At 67.0% G+C, this 17,222-nt stretch carries 14 protein-coding genes and 1 pseudogene; 7 read left to right on the forward strand and 8 right to left on the reverse strand.

Features of this window, described 5'->3' with window-relative positions; all coding sequences use genetic code 11:
- Positions 1-329: 329 nt before the first annotated feature.
- Positions 330-1,481 (reverse strand): LLM class flavin-dependent oxidoreductase, encoded by a 1,152-nt coding sequence (locus ACIP1U_RS28920; protein WP_400322445.1) that lies wholly within the window; start codon positions 1,479-1,481, stop codon positions 330-332.
- A 216-nt stretch (positions 1,482-1,697) separates the two neighbouring features.
- Between ACIP1U_RS28920 and ACIP1U_RS28925 the strand changes: the two genes are divergently transcribed.
- Positions 1,698-2,042 carry a VOC family protein gene (locus ACIP1U_RS28925; protein ID WP_400322446.1) on the forward strand — a complete coding sequence of 115 codons (345 nt, stop codon included), beginning with the start codon at positions 1,698-1,700 and terminating at the stop codon, positions 2,040-2,042.
- A gap of 8 nt (positions 2,043-2,050) precedes the next feature.
- Here ACIP1U_RS28925 and ACIP1U_RS28930 read toward each other — a convergent pair whose 3' ends face one another.
- Complete coding sequence (locus tag ACIP1U_RS28930; protein WP_400322448.1) at positions 2,051-3,238, reverse strand: helix-turn-helix transcriptional regulator; 1,188 nt, start codon at positions 3,236-3,238, stop codon at positions 2,051-2,053.
- Positions 3,239-3,687: 449 nt separating this feature from the next.
- Here ACIP1U_RS28930 and ACIP1U_RS28935 point away from each other — a divergent pair, with 449 nt between their 5' ends.
- Genes ACIP1U_RS28935 through ACIP1U_RS28945 form a run of 3 tightly spaced genes read left to right on the forward strand, consistent with a single transcriptional unit; the run spans position 3,688 to position 6,618 of the window.
- Positions 3,688-4,497: an SDR family NAD(P)-dependent oxidoreductase gene (locus ACIP1U_RS28935; RefSeq protein WP_400322450.1), complete on the forward strand. Its 810-nt coding sequence runs from the start codon at positions 3,688-3,690 to the stop codon at positions 4,495-4,497.
- Positions 4,498-4,555: 58 nt separating this feature from the next.
- Positions 4,556-5,521 carry an alpha/beta hydrolase gene (locus tag ACIP1U_RS28940; protein WP_400322452.1) on the forward strand — a complete coding sequence of 322 codons (966 nt, stop codon included), beginning with the start codon at positions 4,556-4,558 and terminating at the stop codon, positions 5,519-5,521.
- Entirely contained in the window at positions 5,518-6,618 is a 1,101-nt protein-coding gene (locus tag ACIP1U_RS28945) for a 3,4-dihydroxy-2-butanone-4-phosphate synthase (protein ID WP_400322454.1), read from the forward strand. Before ACIP1U_RS28940 ends, ACIP1U_RS28945 begins: the two co-directional genes overlap by 4 nt.
- Positions 6,619-6,657: 39 nt before the next feature.
- On the opposite strand, the gene ACIP1U_RS28950 is transcribed toward ACIP1U_RS28945, so the two are convergent.
- The 4 genes from ACIP1U_RS28950 to ACIP1U_RS28965 all read right to left on the reverse strand — a co-directional run bounded on the left by ACIP1U_RS28950 (position 6,658) and on the right by ACIP1U_RS28965 (position 10,820).
- On the reverse strand, positions 6,658-7,632 hold the full coding sequence (locus tag ACIP1U_RS28950; RefSeq protein ID WP_400322456.1) for an acetyltransferase: 975 nt from the start codon (positions 7,630-7,632) through the stop codon (positions 6,658-6,660).
- 72 nt (positions 7,633-7,704) lie between these two features.
- On the reverse strand, positions 7,705-8,496 hold the full coding sequence (locus tag ACIP1U_RS28955) for an SDR family oxidoreductase (protein ID WP_400322458.1): 792 nt from the start codon (positions 8,494-8,496) through the stop codon (positions 7,705-7,707).
- 27 nt (positions 8,497-8,523) lie between these two features.
- Positions 8,524-9,702 carry a sulfotransferase family protein gene (locus ACIP1U_RS28960; protein ID WP_400322459.1) on the reverse strand — a complete coding sequence of 393 codons (1,179 nt, stop codon included), beginning with the start codon at positions 9,700-9,702 and terminating at the stop codon, positions 8,524-8,526.
- Positions 9,699-10,820 carry a DUF1214 domain-containing protein gene (locus ACIP1U_RS28965; RefSeq protein WP_400322460.1) on the reverse strand — a complete coding sequence of 374 codons (1,122 nt, stop codon included), beginning with the start codon at positions 10,818-10,820 and terminating at the stop codon, positions 9,699-9,701. Before ACIP1U_RS28965 ends, ACIP1U_RS28960 begins: the two co-directional genes overlap by 4 nt.
- A gap of 80 nt (positions 10,821-10,900) precedes the next feature.
- Here ACIP1U_RS28965 and cysD point away from each other — a divergent pair, with 80 nt between their 5' ends.
- The 3 genes from cysD to ACIP1U_RS28980 all read left to right on the forward strand — a co-directional run bounded on the left by cysD (position 10,901) and on the right by ACIP1U_RS28980 (position 15,238).
- Complete coding sequence (gene cysD / locus ACIP1U_RS28970) at positions 10,901-11,920, forward strand: sulfate adenylyltransferase subunit CysD (RefSeq protein WP_400322461.1); 1,020 nt, start codon at positions 10,901-10,903, stop codon at positions 11,918-11,920.
- On the forward strand, positions 11,920-13,827 hold the full coding sequence (cysN, locus tag ACIP1U_RS28975; RefSeq protein WP_400322463.1) for a sulfate adenylyltransferase subunit CysN: 1,908 nt from the start codon (positions 11,920-11,922) through the stop codon (positions 13,825-13,827). Before cysD ends, cysN begins: the two co-directional genes overlap by 1 nt.
- Positions 13,828-14,098: 271 nt before the next feature.
- A complete protein-coding gene (locus ACIP1U_RS28980) occupies positions 14,099-15,238 on the forward strand; it encodes a helix-turn-helix transcriptional regulator (protein ID WP_400322465.1) in 1,140 nt (379 codons plus the stop codon).
- A gap of 227 nt (positions 15,239-15,465) precedes the next feature.
- Here ACIP1U_RS28980 and ACIP1U_RS28985 read toward each other — a convergent pair whose 3' ends face one another.
- A complete protein-coding gene (locus ACIP1U_RS28985; protein ID WP_400322467.1) occupies positions 15,466-16,776 on the reverse strand; it encodes an MFS transporter in 1,311 nt (436 codons plus the stop codon).
- 216 nt (positions 16,777-16,992) lie between these two features.
- Positions 16,993-17,217: pseudogene (locus ACIP1U_RS28990) on the reverse strand (methyl-accepting chemotaxis protein); the annotation flags it as partial.
- Between the last annotated feature and the right edge of the window lie 5 nt (positions 17,218-17,222).

The raw sequence follows: 17,222 nt of genomic DNA on the forward strand, positions 1-17,222 counted from the left end.
ACCGAACAACGCGTGCTACGCAAGCTCGCGCTCAAACATGGCTTGAATCTCGTGCCAGCAAAAACAATGAGTTAGCTCAGGTTCCTGGGTAGGGGAGAAAACCGGCAGCAGCTTGATGTGCTGCTGGCTTTTCAACTTCCGCTGAGGTGCTCCCTCTCCCGCTTGCGGGAGAGGGAGAAAACCGGCAGCGGCTTGATGTGCTGCTGGCTTTTCAACTTCCGCTGAGGTGCTCCCTCTCCCGCTTGCGGGAGAGGGTTGGGGAGAGGGCCGGTATGTCTGACGAAGTCGGGCCTGAGGTATGCCCCCGCCTGCCCTCCCCCACATTGCGCTCAAGCCAGCGCGCGCAGCTTCCTGCCCTGCTGGCGGAAATGCGGGATCACGTGCTCGCCGATATTGCGGATGGTCTCGAGCTGCGCCCATTGCGGCACCGTGCCCATCTGGCAGATAAACAGGATTTCGTCGGCGCCGGCATCGATCAGGCGCTGCACGTAGCCGATGCAATCCTCAACCGTGCCGTAGGCGTGGTTCGGGTTCAGCATCATCATCGACGGATCGCTGAAGTCCACCGAGACCTTCTCGGAAGCGAACTTGGTATTGATGACGGCCTTGCCCTGCGCGTCAGTGGCGGTGACATGCTCGTCGTCCCATGCCGCGGGGTCCGGGCGCTCGCCGCCGGCATACCAGTACGACAGCGACTCCATGAAATACCGCTGCCCCTTGATGCCGATCTTGCGCGCGGCCAGGCCATCTTCCAGCACGATGGTCGGGCACAGCGCCGCCAGGTGCTGGTGCGGGCGGAAGCCCACCTGGTCCTCGGCCTTGCGGCTTTCCCACGCAGCGCGATAGACCTCGTTCTTCTTGGCCACATCCTCGGGGCCGCCGAAGCCGAGCACCAGCGCGCCCATGCCGCGCGCGCCGGCGCGCTGCAGCGTATCGGCGTTGGTGCAGGCCAGGTACATCAGCGGGTGCGGGTCCTGGCGCGGCTTGGGGTGGATCGGGCGGCGCGGGATCTTGATGAACTCGCCGTCGTGCTCGATCTCGTCCTGCGTCATGATCTTGGGGATCAGGTACATCGACTCGTCGATCATCGGGTGCAGGCTGTTCAGGTCGTAGCCGAACGTGCCGGCTTCCTGCTGCGTGCCGCCCTTGCCGACGCCGAAGTGCACGCGGCCGCCGGACAGGATGTCGAGCGTGGCGATGCGCTCGGCCACCTTGACCGGATGGTTCATCGCCGGCGGCAGGCACACCACGCCGTGGCCGATGCCGATGCGCTGCGTGCGCCCCGCAACGAAGGCGAGGAACGTTTCCGGCGCGCTCATGTGCGCGTAGTTGGTCAGCGCGGTGTGCTCGACCGCCCAGACCACGTCGAAGCCCATGTCCTCGGCCAGCACCACCTGTTCCATGATTTCATCGAACACCTTGTGGTCCCCGGCGCGCGAGGCATCGACGGTCTGTGCTTCATAGATCAGCGAAAAACGCATTGCAGTCCCCTTCCCTGGCAGTGATGGTTCAGGACCGCTGCCGGGACGCCGCCGGTTGCCGCGCCTCGGGCCGGAAGCGGCCTGTGTGAAACGCAGTGTGGTCGGCGCAAGGCGTTGCAACATCGTCTGATTGGATTATGAGCAATGCATGGCCCATCCCTATCATGGGTCCGGGCAACGATGCCCGCTGTTGACCTTCAAAAGGACCAGGACACCATGCAAGCCAGACTGCTGCTTTACCCCGTCGCGGACATCGATACCGCGCTGCCGTTCTTCACCGAAGGACTCGGACTCGCCGTGAAATTTCGCGATGGCGACCGCTATTGCGCGCTGGACGCGGGCGCGCTGACACTGGCGCTGGTGGCCGGCGAAGAACGGCTGGTGGATCAGCCCGCGCTCGCGTTCAAGGTGGATGAGGGTGAAGATATCGCCGCGGCGATTGCGCGGCTGGTGGATGCAGGCGCCAGCGTGACGCTGCCCGAGGCGCAGGGTCCGCATGAGACCCGAGCGGTACTGCAAACCCCGCAAGGCTTTGCGCTGGTGCTCAGCGCAAAGCCGTGACACTTGCCTTAGCCGAGGGAAATCACGCTGCTCAGCAGCATGCGCACCAGCGTGGCCTGCCGGGTCACGCCGGTCTTGGAGAAGATCGCGCGCAGGTGCGCGCGTGCCGTGTTCTTGCTGATGCCGAGTTCGTCCGCGGCTTCATCGAGCGTGAGCCCGTTGGCCAGCTGCAGCGCCAGCTGCGTTTCCGCCGGCGTGAGGTCGAACAGCTGGCGCACCACATCGTGCGAGGCCTGCGAGCGCCGTTCGGGGTCGCGGATAAAGACCACGCAGGCCGGGCGCTTGCGGTTGTCCTCCGACCACTCGCTGAGCGGAATGGTGCGGATCAGCACGCCCAGCCTTGCGCTGCCCGACGGACGCGTGATCGACATCGCCTCCATCAGTGCCGGCGCGGTGCCCAGGTGCCCCATCATCGCCTGGCGCAGCAGCCGCTGGAACTTGCGGTTCTCCTGGCCGTACTCGACGTCCAGCCCGCCCTTGGCGATCCGGATGCCGTCCTTTGCGCCCAGGATTTCGTCGGCCGCGGCGTTGGTCTTGATGATGGCGCCGGTCTCGTCCAGGATCACCATGCCGACCAGCATGCGGTCGATGGCGCTGGCATAGACGGTGCGCTCTGACTCCACCACGTCGAGGCGCGAGTGCAGGTCCACCGCGCGCTTCAGGTGCGGCAGCAACGCGGTGCACAGGGCCTTGTCCGCGGCCGAGAAGTCGCGGCCCTCATGCTTGCGGCAAACACGGAAACGACATTCCACGCCGTCGTCGGTACGCAGGTCCGCGCCCAGGATGTAGCGGATGCCGACGTCCTTGAGGAACTGCAGGTAGATCTCGCTCTGGCACCAGACGCCTGGCCCGAGATGCTCGTCGATGGTCACGACCCGGTCCGACGGCAGGCCGATGAAGGGATCGAGCGCGTAGTAGTAGTTGTTGTAGGAGGTCTCGCCCGGCAGGGTCGAACCACCATGCTCCGAGGCATTGATCATGAGCCCGCGCCGGTCCGTGGCCGGCGAGCGCAGGATCAGCGTGACGTAGTTGGCGTCGAGCTGCCTGCGGATTTGCTCCAGCGCCTTGCCCCACGGCACCTGTTCCATCGGTCCCTGGTAGATATTGCCCAGCAACGCGCTGAAGTCAGACAGCGACACCGTCGTCTGCGCGAACAGGTGCGCGGCTGCCTGGTTGTGGCTCACCTCCATCAGCATTTCCTCTGTCTCCATTGTGGCGTGCGCAGCGCTCCGGACGTGCCGGGCGGCTGGCCTTTCTGCGGGCTCTGTGGCCCTTTTTTTGTGCCCCGATTATAGGGACGGCGAAGGGGTCGCGGCTTGCCCCTGCCTTCATGGTTTGCCCTAGTCCACGCCGGCATATTCAGACACGCCGGACTAGTCCCGAGGGACAGGCCAATCCTCACGCGCCGGCGGCGCAAACACATACTCCAAACAGACTAAGGAGAGACCCATGGCCGGCCGGGCGCGGGCAAACCCCTAGGCGCCGTGCAATGCCATGTGGCGCCATGGAGCGCCGCCCCACCCAAACAGACGATGCCGCGCCGCCGCGCCGCGGCTACAAGTCGTCCATGGGCGGTCCATGGGCGGCAATACCCGCCTCTTTCCACCTCTCTTTCCACGCTTCTTTCCTACGGAGAACCACGACCATGGCGGCAAACCCGCGGCAGCAGGCCGCAGTGATCACCGGTGCGGCCAGCGGCATCGGCCGCGCGCTGGCACATGCTTTGGCGGCGCAAGGCTATGCGCTGGCACTGGCGGACATCGACGCCGACGCGCTGGAAGCGACGCGCGCTGCGCTTGCCGGCCAGGGCGCCATCGCCATTGCCATCCCGACCGACGTCTCCGACGCGCGGCAGATGGAGCACCTGTGCGCGGAAACCTTCCTGCGCCTGGGCCGTGTCGACCTGCTGGTCAACAACGCCGGCGTGCTGGCCACCGGCCGCTGCTGGGAACTGGCGCCGGAGGTATTCGAGCGTGTACTGCGCATCAACCTGTGGAGCGTGCTGCATGCGCTGCGCTGCTTCGTGCCGCGCATGGCCGCGCAGGGCTCGGGCCACATCGTCAACGTGGCGTCGATGGCCGGCCTCGCGGTCGGCCCCTGGCTGGCGCCTTACACGCTGTCCAAGCAGGGCGTGGTAGCGCTCAGCGAAGGCCTGGCGCTGGAACTGCAGGCGGCCGGCCTGCCGATCCAGGTCTCGGTGGTCTGCCCCGGCCCGGTCGCCACCGGCATCGCCGCGGACCTGGATGGCGCCGGCTCGCAGGAGGTGAACCAGATGAACGGCGCGCTCCGCAGCGGCATTGCCGCCGGCATGACGCCGGACGAGGTCGCGCGCGTGATCCTCGATGGCATCTCGGCCGGCCGCTTCTGGATCCTGCCGCACGAGCAGGCGGCGCAAGCCGCGCTGGCGCGCGCGCAAGGCATTGCCGCCGGCGGCCAGCCGGCTTTCGCGCTGTGAATTCGCGCCCCGCATTCGTCCTCTGAACTTGAATCCTCAACGGCAACCGGGAGACACCATGCCGCTCGACCCCCAGGCCCGCGCCATGCTTGATGCCATGGCCGCCATGCCCAGCCCTGACTTCTCCACGCTGCGCGCCGCCGACTACCGTGCCGCGCTGGCGGCCATGCCGGGATTCGCGCCCGGCGACGCCATCGCCGCGCAGCGCGACCTGACCCTGGACGGTGCGGCCGGCCCGCTGCGGGCGCGCCTGTACCGGCCCGACGACAGCGCGGCGCTGCCGCTCGTGATCTATTTCCACGGCGGCGGCTTTGTGCTGTGCGGCCTCGATTCGCACGACAACATCTGCCGCAGCCTCGCCCGGCGCAGCGGCGCGCTGGTGCTGTCGGTCGACTACCGGCTGGCGCCGGAAGCGCGCTTCCCGGCCGCGGCGGACGACGCGGTCGCGGCCGTGCGATGGGCGGCAGCGCATGCGGCACAACTGGGTGCGGATCCGGCACGGATCGCCGTGGCTGGCGACAGCGCCGGTGGCAACCTCGCCGCCGTGGCCTGCCAGCAGTTGCGCGGCAGCGGCATCGCCCTGTGCCACCAGTTGCTGCTCTACCCCTACCTGGACTGCACCGATGGCGCGGCGGCCAGCGCGAGCTATCGCGATTGCGCGGCCGGCTACTTCCTCAGCGCGGCGGAACTGGACTGGTATCGCGCCCAGTACCTTGCCAATCCCGCCGATGCCGCCGACGTGCGCGCCAGCCCGCTGCAGCAGCGCGACCTGCATGGCCTGCCACCGGCCACCCTCATCACGGCAGAGTTCGACCCGCTGCGCGACCAGGGCGAAGCCTACGGCGAGGCGCTGCAACGCGCGGGCAACAGCGCCACCGTGCGCCGCTGGCCGGGGCAGTTCCACGGCTTCATCAGCATGCAGGGCGTGATCGATGCGGCCAGCGATGCACTGGATGCGGCGGCGGCGGCGCTGCGCCAGGCCTGGGGTGGCAACAGCGGCCGCAGCCGGCAGGAGGCAGCATGAACGCGACCCACGTCCTGCCGCCGATGGCCGACGCGCTCGCGGCGCTGGCCGCCGGCCAGCGCGTGATGGTGATCGAAGATGAAACCGCCGAGGCCACCGGCTGCGTGCTGGTGGCCGCCGAACGCACCACCGAGGCCGACGTCAACTTCATGGCCGCCGAGGCGCGCGGCCTGGTCTGCATGGCCATTACCGAGGCGCGCCGTGACCGGCTGCAACTGCCGCCGATGGCCGCCAACCAGCGCCAGCGTGAGCGCTACACGGTATCGATCGAAGCGGCCACCGGCGTCAGCACCGGCATTTCCGCCGCGGACCGGGCGCTGACGCTGCGCGTGGCGGCGGCCGCGCGCGCGCAGCCTGCAGACCTGGTCCAGCCGGGGCACATCTTTCCGGTAGTCGCGCAAGCCGACGGCGTGCTGCGCCGCGCCGGCTTTGCCGAGGCCTGCTCCGACCTGCCCCGGCTGGCCGGGCGCGTCGCCGCCGGCGCTTACGCGATGCTGCTCGATGACGACGGCGACCTGCTGCGTGGCGCCGCCTTGCTCGCCTTTGCGCAGCGCCATGGGTTGCCGGCGGTTTCGATCAGCGGGCTGATCCACCACCGGCTGCTGACCGAAGGCGCGCTGCGCCGTACCCACTCGACTGGGCTGGACACGCCATTCGGGCGCTTCACCGTGCATGCCTACCACGACGCCCCCGCCGACGCGCTGCACCTGGCACTGGTGCTGGGCGAGCCCGATCCGTCCAGGCCTGTGCTGACGCGCGTGCAGGCCGTGGAGATGCAGCGCGACGTGCTGGCCTTCGGCACGCCGGCGCCACCCGCCTGGAACCTGGAACGCTCGCTCGCCCGCATCGGCGCCGAGGGCTGCGGCGTGCTGGTGCTGCTGGACGAGCGCGAATCGCCGCAGCAGCGCCTGGAGCGGCTGGCCGCGCCGCCTGCCGCCGCGCCGGCGCCGGCCTTCGCGCAGCGCGCGCTGGGCGTCGGGGCGCAGATCCTGCGCGATGTGGGCGCGCACAAGCTGCGCCTGCTCAGCCATCCGGTGCCGTACCGCGCGGTCACCGGATTCGACCTGGAGGTGACGGAGTTTGTCGCGCCGGGCTGACCGGCAGCCACGGCCCCGTCGTCGCGTCTTATGGGCAGCTCAACATGGCTGGCCAAAGCAGTCGGCAAAGCTGCGCGTGAAGCGCTCCACTTCGGCGTCGGGCAGGTGGTTGATGCCACCGGCCAGGCGCCGGCCGCCGCCGGTCTCGAAGGCGCGGCAGAAGTCGGCCGCGCCGGTCATGCTGTGCGGCGGCACCCGGACGCTGACCGCAAAGCCGCCGCCAGACTTGGGCGACAGCAGGCCGATTGCATCGCCGGGACGCCCGCGCACCAGCTCATTGGCCAGCACGCCGATCGCGCGCCGTGCCCACGGGGCGTCGGGCAGCACCAGCAGCGCGGCGCCGGGGACTTCATGCACGGGCGACAGACGGCGTGCCTGCGCCATGTCGTCCTCGTAGCCATCGCACAGCAGCGTGTAGGTGGCGCACTGCGCGGCGAATTCCAGTGGGTCAGCGAATGGCAGCATCTGCTGGGCCAGTTCGCCGGGATCGCAATGCAGGTCCGCCACGCACTCGCCATACGCGTTGTAGTTCAGGCAGGTGCCGAGCCGTTCCAGCACCGCCGTGCAGCATGCGTCCAGACCCGCCTGCGCCGCCATCGTGCGCGCCACGTCGCCGAGGTTGTCGCCAAAGGCGGCGGTGATCGCCCAGCGCCGGTGGCGCCCGCCGAGGTGGCGGTCGACCAGGATGCTGGTGCAGACCTGCGCCGCTTCGTCGATATGCGCGCGCAGCCCGGCATGCGACGGCAGTTCGCCGGCGTGGTGGTGGTCGAAGTAATCCACCTGCACGCCGGCGGCAAGCAGCCGCAGCAACCCATCCCGATTCTGTTCGAGCGAGATGTCCAGCGCCGTCACGGTATCGCCGGCGCAGGCGTCGATCCGCTCGAGCAGCCGGATATCGCGCTTGACGCCGGTGACCAGCGTCGCATCGCCGGCGTGCAAACGACGGGCCAGGCGCAGCTGCTGCAAGGCGCACAGGCCGTCGGCGTCACCGTTGAAGGCAAAGTAGCGGGTCATGGCTATCGGCAGAATTGGGTCGGAACTGGGTCGGGACTGGGTCGGAATCGGCAGTTGAGTCGGCACCGCGCATCAGGGCATGAAGTCGCCACCGTTGGCATCCAGCGAGGCCCCGGTGATCGCACGGGCGTAGTCCGACACCAGGAACAGCGCCGCGCGCGCGCAGTCGTCGTCCGTCGGCATCCGGCCCAACGCGATCTGCGCGGCCACCGGTGCGATGATAGCGTCCTCGCCAACCCCCTGCTCGGCCGCGGCGTGGCGGACGTAGCCCTGCACCGGCGCGCCCCACATCCAGCCCATGAAGATGCTGTTGGCGCGGATGCCATGCGGCCCCAGCTCGCGCGCCAGGTACTTGACGGCCACCGCCAGCGCGCCCTTGGATGCCGCGTAGCCGGATTCGCCGGGCATCGGCTTGCGCGTGGCCTGGGTGTTGATCATCACGATGGCGCCGCCGCCCTGCGGCTTCATCAGCGCGGCCACCTCCTGCGTCAGCGTCATGGTGCCGAAGACATTGGTGTCGAACACCTGGCGCCAGACGTCCAGGTCGGCGGCTTCCACCGGCTCGGGAAAATTGCCGTGCTGGAAGGCGCTGTTGACCAGCGCGTCAATGCGGCCGAAGCGGCGCGCGGTTTCATTGGCCAGATGGCGCGACTGGGCGCGGTCGGTGATGTCGGTCACCACCTTGAGCACTTCGCAGTCGGCACCCAGTGCGTCGATCCGGGCTTGCGCCTCGTCCAGTTTGGCAGTGGTGCGCGCGGCAATGGCGACCGCACGCGCGCCTTCACGCGCCGCCTCCACCGCGAGCTTGATGCCCAGGCCGGGCCCAATGCCGGAAACGATGACGATCTTGTCTTTCAGCAGCATGTTGTTGTCTCCTCGATGTATCCGGTATCAGTCGCGGCTCAGCACGTGGCGCGCGCGATAGCCGGCAAAGTCGCGTTCCAGCTGGGCCTGGCTCAGCCCGAACTGCTCGGGCGTATAGGCGTGCGCCGCGCGCTGGTTGCGCGGGTTGCTTTCCATCCATGCCCACATGCCGGCGCGGGCAGCTTCAGTCAGCGGCACGCCGGCGAAGCGATAGACCGCCTGCGCCACGCCAAAGGGATCGCGCACCGTGTCCTCGAAGCGCACGTCGAGGAAACGGCCGGCAGGCATGGCGTCGCGCACGGCCATGGCGTGATCGGTGCCGCGCCGCATCTGTTCGCTCCATTGGCGGCCCACCGCGATCGGGTCCGGCGCCTCGGCGTACATCCGCCACAGCGTATGGGCCATGCTGGCCATTGACGGGATGGTCTGGACCGGATCGCGGTGGGTCAGCACTACCTGCGCGCCCGGGAACACCCGGAACAGGACTTCCAGCGTATGGAGGTGCTGCGGGGTCTTCAGCACCCAGCGCTGCGCCGGTGCCGTCGGTGTCTCTGCGCGCTGGCGCTTCTGCCACTGCAGGAACTGCAGCATGGTCTTCAGGTAGGTGTAGACCTCCGTGCGGTCCTGGCGCGCCAGCCAGTCGGTATAGCCGGGCACGTTGGCGTAGGAATCCATTGCGCACAGGAACGAATGCTCCATCAGCATGAATTCCTCGTCGGCGGCCATCGCGTCGAGCGGATGGATGGCGAGGATGTCCGGGATGAAGCGGATCATCTGCGCGACTTCGTCGCGTGCCAGTGCAATGCGCCGGCTGGCGTCGCGCGCGTCCTCGCCGGGCAGCGGCGCGGGATAGCGGGTTTCCCACCACGCCGCCGAGAAGAAGCGCGCGTCGGTGGCCAGCATGCGCTGCAGCAGCGTGGTGCCGGTGCGCGGCAGGCCGACGATGACCAGCGGGTCTTCCACGCGTTCCTGCAGGATCTCCGGATGGCGCCGGCAGTAGTCCTGGATCACAAGACGGTTCACCAGCTGGGCCTGCAGCTTGCCTTGCAGCAACTGCGCACCTTGCGGCGACAGGTTTGCCTCGCGCGCCAGCGAATCGGACAGCACGTCCAGAGCCTCGCGGTAGTTGCCCGGACCGAAGTCGGCCAGGCCACCGGCCTGTTCGCTCGCCTGCGCAATCAGGCGCTCCACGTTGATGGCATTCATGCGTTGTTCTCCCTGAACTCTTCACTGAGCGATGCAAGCTTGACCACGCGTGTGCGCGGATGCGACGGCTGCGCCGCGCCCACCCAGCGCCAGCACATGGTGCCGTTGCGGTGTCCGGCGGTTTCCAGCCAGTTGGGCAGGCCCGGATCGCGCGCACTGAGGATGACGGTGACGCCGCCACGGGCATCGAGCCGGGCGCCGTGCTTGTTGATGCAGATGTCGTGGTAGCGGTAGTCAAGCGACTCCATCCAGTAGTTGTTGATCTGGAAGTTCCAGAACTCGCAGTCCGGCACCCGGTCGACCTCGACCACCAGCGCCTCGTCATCCGCGAGCTGCCAGCAGGAGTGGTAGTAGAAGATGTTGGGATCGCCGCCCGCCGCCTGGCAAACGGCCTGGTCCGCGGGCGGCAGGGCGTTGACATGGCCGCCGTAACCCTCTGCCCAGTCGGCAAAGATGCGCGCGGTGCTTTCAACAAAGCCGGCGGCGCGCAGCAGGCCGCCGTGCAGGCGCTGCGCGCTCAGCGCGGGCGGCTTGCCGTTGCCGTCAACGCGCTCGATATGCAGTTCGGCCGGGGTCTCCGCCTTGCGGTCGAGGAAGGTCTGGCGCACCACCAGCGCATTGGTGGCCGGCTCCATGCGCACCCAGTTGCCCTCCTGCGGCCGCGCGCTGAGGACGATCTCGAAACTGCCGTCCGCTGCCACCGCCAGCTTGTTGCTGTCGATAAAGCCGGTCTGGACCATGCGTCCGTCGGTTTCGTAGCCGCCCTTCTGCGTGCCGAAGCTGAGGTACGCCACCGTGCCGCGCCGGCCGCGGATGCGGTACGCCGCATTGCCGTCCAGGCGCGCGTAGCGGTACAGGTTGTCCGGATTGTCCGCGCCGATCTTGGCGGTCTCGTGCGACGGCGAGAAAAAGCCGGGAAACGTCGGATCGGCGAATTCCACGTGCATTTCCAGCGCAATGCGCAGCAAGCGGCTCAGGTAGCGGAAGCCCTCGGCGCGCGTGAGCGCGTCGGTCGGCGCTTCCGGACGCAGGATCTGCTGCCCGCTGCGCTTGAGCACGTCGCAAAACTCGGCCCAGGTCTGGCCGCTCAGCAATTGGTCTTCGGCGGTGGTCGCCATCTGCCTGCTCCCGTGGTTCGTCGGCGAAGCAACGATACCCAGTGCGGGGCAAGCGCTTCCTCGTCCGGGCGGACTAGGAAATGCGTGCCGCGGCCCGCGATTTCTTAGTCCGCCCGGACGAAGTGGCGCGGGGCCCCGGCTCGCTACCTTGTGGCCATGCCAGATCCCTGCCCGGGGGCCGGCACAACCCAAAGGAGAACCCGATGTTGACCCACCTGGAGCAACTGGAGGCGGAGAGCATCCACATCATGCGGGAGGTGGTGGCGGAATGCGAAAACCCCGTCATGCTCTATTCCATCGGCAAGGACAGCGCCGTGATGCTGCACCTTGCGATGAAGGCCTTCCACCCCGCGCGGCCGCCGTTCCCGCTGCTGCATGTCGATACCACGTGGAAGTTCCGCGAGATGATCGCGTTCCGCGACCAGACCGCGGACCGGCTCGGCCTGGACCTGCGCGTGCATATCAACCCCGAAGGGCTGGAACGCAATATCAGCCCGCATGAGCACGGCTCGGCCGTCCACACCGATGTATGGAAGACGCAAGGGCTGAAGCAGGCGCTGGACCACTACGGCTTTGATGCCGCCTTCGGCGGTGCGCGCCGCGACGAGGAAAAGTCGCGCGCCAAGGAGCGGGTGTTCTCGGTGCGCACCGCCCAGCACCGCTGGGACCCAAAGATGCAGCGCCCCGAACTCTGGCGCCAGTACAACACCCGCAAGCGCAAGGGCGAAAGCCTGCGCGTGTTCCCGCTGTCGAACTGGACCGAGCTGGACATCTGGCAATACATCTATCTCAACGACATCCCGATCGTGCCGCTCTATTACGCCAGGGAGCGCCCCGTGGTCGAGCGCGACGGCACGCTGATCATGGTCGACGACGAACGCCTGCCGCTGCGCCCCGGCGAGACGCCGCAGATGCGCAAGGTCCGCTTCCGCACGCTGGGTTGCTACCCGCTCACCGGCGCGATCGAGAGCGAGGCCGACACGCTTGGCGGCATCATCCAGGAAATGCTGCTGGCAACCACCTCGGAGCGCCAGGGACGGCTGATCGACAGCGATTCGGCCGGTTCGATGGAAAAGAAAAAGCAGGAGGGATACTTCTGATGGAAACCCTGATCGACACCGCGCCAGTCATGGCACAGCACGATATCGCCAACTACCTGCATGCCCAGCAAAGCAAGAGCCTGCTGCGCTTCATCACCTGCGGCAGCGTCGACGACGGCAAGAGCACGCTGATCGGCCGGCTGCTGTATGAATCGAAGATGCTGTTCGAGGACCAGCTGGCGCAGCTCGAAGCCGACTCGAAGAAGATGGGCACGCAGGGCGACAACCTCGACTTCGCGTTGCTGGTGGACGGCCTGGCCGCCGAGCGCGAGCAGGGCATCACCATCGATGTCGCCTACCGCTTCTTCGCCACCGACAAGCGCAAGTTCATCGTCGCCGATACGCCGGGGCATGAGCAATACACCCGCAACATGGTCACCGGCGCATCCACCGCCGACCTCGCCATCCTGCTGGTAGACGCGCGCCGCGGCGTGCAGACGCAGACGCGCCGGCACAGCTACCTGGTGTCCACGCTGGGCATCCGCCGTGTGGTGCTGGCAGTCAACAAGCTCGACATGGTGGACTATTCGCGCGAGATTTATACCCGCATCGAAACCGAGTATCGAGAATTCGCGCGCCAGATCGGCCTGACCGATATCACCTGCATCCCCATGTCCGCGCTGCGTGGGGACAATATCACCGAGCCCAGCGCCAATACGCCGTGGTACCGGGGTCCGACGCTGATGCAGCACCTGGAGACCGTGCCGATCGACCGCGCACCCGTGCAGGACGAGCCGTTCCGGCTGCCGGTGCAGTGGGTCAACCGGCCCAACCTGGATTTCCGCGGCTTCGCCGGCACCGTCAGCGCCGGCGAAGTCCGCCGCGGCGACCGGGTGCGCGCGCTGCCTTCGGGCCGGGAAAGCCGCGTGGCCGCCATCGTCGGCGCCGATGGCGAATGCGAGCACGCGGTACGCGGCCAGGCGGTGACACTGACGCTGGCCGACGAGATCGACGTGAGCCGCGGCGACGTGTTGGCGTGCGCGGAAGACCCGCCCGCGGTGGCCGATCAGTTCGAAGCCACGCTGGTGTGGATGAGCGAGGATGCGATGCTGCCCGGCCGCCCCTACCTGCTCAAACTCGGAACGCGCACCGTGAGCGTGACGGTTGCGCAGCCGAAATACAAGGTCAATGTCAACACGCTCGAACACCTGGCCGCACGCACGCTGGAACTCAACGAGATCGGCGTATGCAACTTGCACCTGGACCGGCCGGTGGCATTCGACCCCTATGCGCGCAGCCGCGAGCTGGGCGGCTTCATCGTCATCGACCGCCTGACCAACAACACGGTCGGCGCCGGCATGCTGCACTTTGCGCTGCGCCGGGCACAGAATGTCCACTGGCAGGCCATCGACGTAGACCGCCGCGCCCACGCCGCGCTCAAGCACCAGTCGCCGCGCATCGTCTGGTTCACCGGACTGTCCGGCGCGGGCAAGTCCACCATCGCCAATCTGGTGGAAAAGCGTCTGCACGCATTGGGCAACCACACCTTCCTGCTCGACGGCGACAACGTGCGCCATGGGCTGAACAAGGACCTTGGCTTCTCCGAAGCCGACCGCGTCGAGAACATCCGGCGCGTCGCGGAAGTGGCAAGGCTGATGTTCGATGCGGGGCTGATCGTGCTGGTGTCGTTCATCTCGCCCTTCCGCTCCGAGCGCGAGATGGCGCGCACGCTGGCGGGCGACGGGGAGTTCATCGAGGTCTTCATCGATACGCCACTGGCAGTGGCCGAGCAGCGCGATCCCAAGGGCCTGTACCGCAAGGCGCGGCGCGGCGAGCTGAAGAACTTCACCGGCATCGATTCGCCGTACGAGGCGCCAGAGCAACCCGAACTTCGCATCGACACCACGGCCGACACGGCGGAGCAGGCGGCGGAGCGGATTGTGGCGTGGCTGCGGGATAGGCCTTAGGCTGAATGGACGATGAGGCGGTGGTGGGGGTGGGTACGATGGGCGAAGCCGAATTCTTGCTGAGAATGCTGACCGCGCCTGCCCGGGGCCAAAGAGCTTGCATGGCCAGTTGCGTGCCCCCTCTCCCGCTTGCGGGAGAGGGTTGGGGAGAGGGCCGGAGCCTCGATGAAGTGCAGGTCGCCAGGATTGCCTACGCTGGCCCTCTCCCCCAGCCCCTCTCCCGCGCGCGGGAGAGGGGAGCACACCGGCCATCAACCGAAACGCCTCGACCATGCTGCCATATCCGTTGCCGGCCGCCGAACTCAGCGCCCTGCTCGCCCAGCTCTACCAGGGTCCCACCGAAGCCGTGCCCTGGGCCGGCTTCCTGGAAGCCGTGCGCCAGCGCCTTGACGCCGTCTTCGTCACGCTGGTGCTGCGCCACCCCGCCACCGAGCGCCCGGGCCTGATCGTCAACGCCTCCGCCTACGGCCCGCACCTGCCGGGCGAGCCCTCGTACAGCGAGCAGTACTACGCGCTGTGCCCCTTCCTCGACCTGCATCCCGACCGCCTCTTCAGCGCCGATGAACTGTTCGGCGAAGCCGGATGGCTGGCCCACCCGTTCTATACCCAGTACCTGGCACCGCTGCACCTGCGCTATATCCTCGCCGCCAACCTGGTCACCGCCGACGGCGTGGAATGCGCCCTGTTCATCAGCCGCGGCCAGCCAGGCCATGATTTCGGCGCCACGGAGAAGGCGTTGCTGCAATGCCTGCTTCCGCACCTGAAGCGCGCGGTCGACCTGCACGCGGCGCTAGACTTGCTGCAATCCGAACGGGCGCTGTACGCGGAAGCCGTAGACCGGCTGCTGGTCGGGACCATCATCCTCGACGAGCACGGCAAGGCCATCCGCAGCAACGACATTGCTGCGCGCCTGCTGCGCGCGCGAGATGGACTCTACCTGTCCGACAGCACGCTGCACGCGCACTGCCCGGTGGAAAACCGCCGGTTCCGCAAGATCCTCGAAGACGCCGCGCAGGCCCACGCACTGGCCGCATCGCGCAGCGACGTCACGCTGCTCAGCCGCCCCGCGGCGGCCACGCCGCTGAGCGTGCTGGTGCGGCCGATTCCCCTCAGCTACCGCACCGAAGACAAGGCACGCCGCCCCGCGGTCGCGGTGTTCATTCGCGACCCGGCCGGGTCGCCGCGCAACACGCATGCCAGCCTGCGCAAGCTGTTCCACCTGACGCCGACAGAGATCGAGCTGGCTTTGCTGATGGTCGATGGCCTGACGCTGGACGAAGCGGCCGTGAGGCTGGGCGTGAAGAAGAACACGGTACGCGCGCACCTGCGGGGAATCTTTGCCAAGACCGGGGCAACGCGGCAGGCGGTGTTGGTGAAGATGTTGCTGTCGAGCGTTGCGGGCATGGGGTGAATCGGGCCCTCGCAAAGGCGATGATTCGAAGGCTGGGTTCGGGCCAGGACCGGACCCGCCTCTCGTCGGGGCTCTTGTATGCCTGAGCTTTTCCCAACACTTGCGCGACCAACGGCACTGTGGTGATGCCCCCTGCGGCGAGCAGCGTCCAGCCGACGGCGCGGCGTTGTTCCGGCTTCATTCGGTCGCTGAGCAACGGTGCGAGGCCCGCAGCGCCTGCCGGGACACTACGTACGCTCAGTTCTCCGGACCTCGTTCAGCACCTCGGCCTCGACCTCCGGATTTGGTTCGCCGTCCCTCGTAGCAATCAATGATCTCGGCGTCAGCGGGATCAAAGCCAGGATCAACGCGTACACCACGGTTGTCGCGATCACGCAATACGTGAAGCCGTACGCCGGGCTGCTGTTGTAGATCCACGAGCCCAGGAGATCGCCAGCCCGTGCCGAGAGCGCGAGAACGCCATCAACCAGCATCATCAAGGTTCCCTGCAAGCCTGGCGGACAGGATCGCATCGCGAGATCGAGGTAGGCTGCCGTGGCTAGACCGCCCATCAGCCCTATCGGTATTGCCAATACCAGCGCGACATTGGCCGAGTGAATGAATGCCAGCGGAATCATCTGCGGCACGGCGATGATCGTTCCCCACCACAGCAACTTGTTCAGTGCCACCTTCTTGCACAGAAGGCCATAGAGCAGGAATGTCGGGATGAATGCGGCGGCAAAGATCCCGTTGTAGTACGAGTAGATGGAATCCGATGCATGCAGCACATCGGTCAGATAGAACTGCAGCGGCGTGGCGGACCCCGGCGCAAAATTCCACAGAAAGCAAATGAGAATCGCTGGATAAACGGCCTTATGCTTCACCAGCCGCCTGACATTCCCAACGAAATCTGCGCCCCTGGCTCGCGGCTTCTCATAGAGATGGCCGAATACCGATACGGGCTTCCAGAGCCCCAGAACAGCAATCGATAAAGCGGCCAGCGCCACAAGGAGAAAGGCCTCTCTCGCGGCAAGATGATCGGAGATGTACCCGGAAGCGAACGCTCCCGCAACGACCGGGACGGAGCCGACCACGTTCAACAGGGCGCTCAGGCGCCCGGACATGAGCTTCTCCTGTCCCACCAGCGCGATCAACCCCTGATAGGCTGCGGCGATAAACCGGGACGACACCATTGCCAGCAGTATCCCGACGACCAGTCCCGCGTATGAGAAACCTGAAAACGCCACCCAGATGAATGCCACCGCGGTTGCCGGAGCAAAAATCAGGAAGAAGCCGCGATCCCGCAATCCGAGCGGGTTCCATTGGTCGCGCGCGAGGCCAAAAACGAACGCAAGGTACACGGGTATGCCCGTCACCAGCCGGAATGTCGAGATCTCCGTCGCCGTCGCATGCAACTGGTTCTTGAGCAGGTACGAGGTCTGTATATCGACCAGGTAACCGGCCGGTGTTGCCAGAGAGATGAACAGGGTCAGCCAACCGAAATACAGCAGGGTTCGGTCGATGCCCTCTGAACCATTTCGACCAGAAGCGGCCAGCATGTTGTTGGCTTGACAGCAAGACTGGAATTTCGATCCGCAGGGCTCACCATACTCCCCCCGGACCACAACCACCGGACCTGGCGTGAAATGCTTGCCGGCCGGCGGTTCCGTGGATTGCGCGGCAGCCGGCTATCGAGAACCCTCCAAGAGGGCGCCTGCAAGCTGCCAGCTCTGTCAGAGTAGGCGAGAAATCAGGTTTGATGTTCCGACACAGCGTCATCGAAGCTCAGCTTTCGGACGCAGGCTCTCCGCCGCCGCCGCGCTCTGTTCGACCAATGCGGCATTCTGCTGCGTGATGTGGTCCAGCCCATTGACGGCGCCGCCCACCTGCGTGATGCCGCTGCTTTGCTCCGCGGTGGCGGCGCTGATCTCTGCAATCAGATCGGAGACGCGCTTGACCTGCGCCACGATGTCGTCCATGGTCTTGCCCGCATCGTCGACCAGAC

The sequence above is a fragment of the Cupriavidus sp. NPDC089707 genome (genome assembly GCF_044748965.1).
Taxonomy (GTDB): Bacteria; Pseudomonadota; Gammaproteobacteria; order Burkholderiales; family Burkholderiaceae; genus Cupriavidus.

What these genes read in the sequence shown, in the direction of transcription:
- ACIP1U_RS28920 (WP_400322445.1), bottom strand. Translation starts at nt 1,481, where the DNA reads ATGCGTTTTTCGCTGATCTATGAAGCACAGACCGTCGATGCCTCGCGC.
- ACIP1U_RS28925 (WP_400322446.1), top strand. Translation starts at nt 1,698, where the DNA reads ATGCAAGCCAGACTGCTGCTTTACCCCGTCGCGGACATCGATACCGCG.
- ACIP1U_RS28930 (WP_400322448.1), bottom strand. Translation starts at nt 3,238, where the DNA reads ATGCTGATGGAGGTGAGCCACAACCAGGCAGCCGCGCACCTGTTCGCG.
- ACIP1U_RS28935 (WP_400322450.1), top strand. Translation starts at nt 3,688, where the DNA reads ATGGCGGCAAACCCGCGGCAGCAGGCCGCAGTGATCACCGGTGCGGCC.
- ACIP1U_RS28940 (WP_400322452.1), top strand. Translation starts at nt 4,556, where the DNA reads ATGCCGCTCGACCCCCAGGCCCGCGCCATGCTTGATGCCATGGCCGCC.
- ACIP1U_RS28945 (WP_400322454.1), top strand. Translation starts at nt 5,518, where the DNA reads ATGAACGCGACCCACGTCCTGCCGCCGATGGCCGACGCGCTCGCGGCG.
- ACIP1U_RS28950 (WP_400322456.1), bottom strand. Translation starts at nt 7,632, where the DNA reads ATGACCCGCTACTTTGCCTTCAACGGTGACGCCGACGGCCTGTGCGCC.
- ACIP1U_RS28955 (WP_400322458.1), bottom strand. Translation starts at nt 8,496, where the DNA reads ATGCTGCTGAAAGACAAGATCGTCATCGTTTCCGGCATTGGGCCCGGC.
- ACIP1U_RS28960 (WP_400322459.1), bottom strand. Translation starts at nt 9,702, where the DNA reads ATGAATGCCATCAACGTGGAGCGCCTGATTGCGCAGGCGAGCGAACAG.
- ACIP1U_RS28965 (WP_400322460.1), bottom strand. Translation starts at nt 10,820, where the DNA reads ATGGCGACCACCGCCGAAGACCAATTGCTGAGCGGCCAGACCTGGGCC.
- cysD (WP_400322461.1), top strand. Translation starts at nt 10,901, where the DNA reads ATGCGTGCCGCGGCCCGCGATTTCTTAGTCCGCCCGGACGAAGTGGCG.
- cysN (WP_400322463.1), top strand. Translation starts at nt 11,920, where the DNA reads ATGGAAACCCTGATCGACACCGCGCCAGTCATGGCACAGCACGATATC.
- ACIP1U_RS28980 (WP_400322465.1), top strand. Translation starts at nt 14,099, where the DNA reads ATGCTGCCATATCCGTTGCCGGCCGCCGAACTCAGCGCCCTGCTCGCC.
- ACIP1U_RS28985 (WP_400322467.1), bottom strand. Translation starts at nt 16,776, where the DNA reads ATGCTGGCCGCTTCTGGTCGAAATGGTTCAGAGGGCATCGACCGAACC.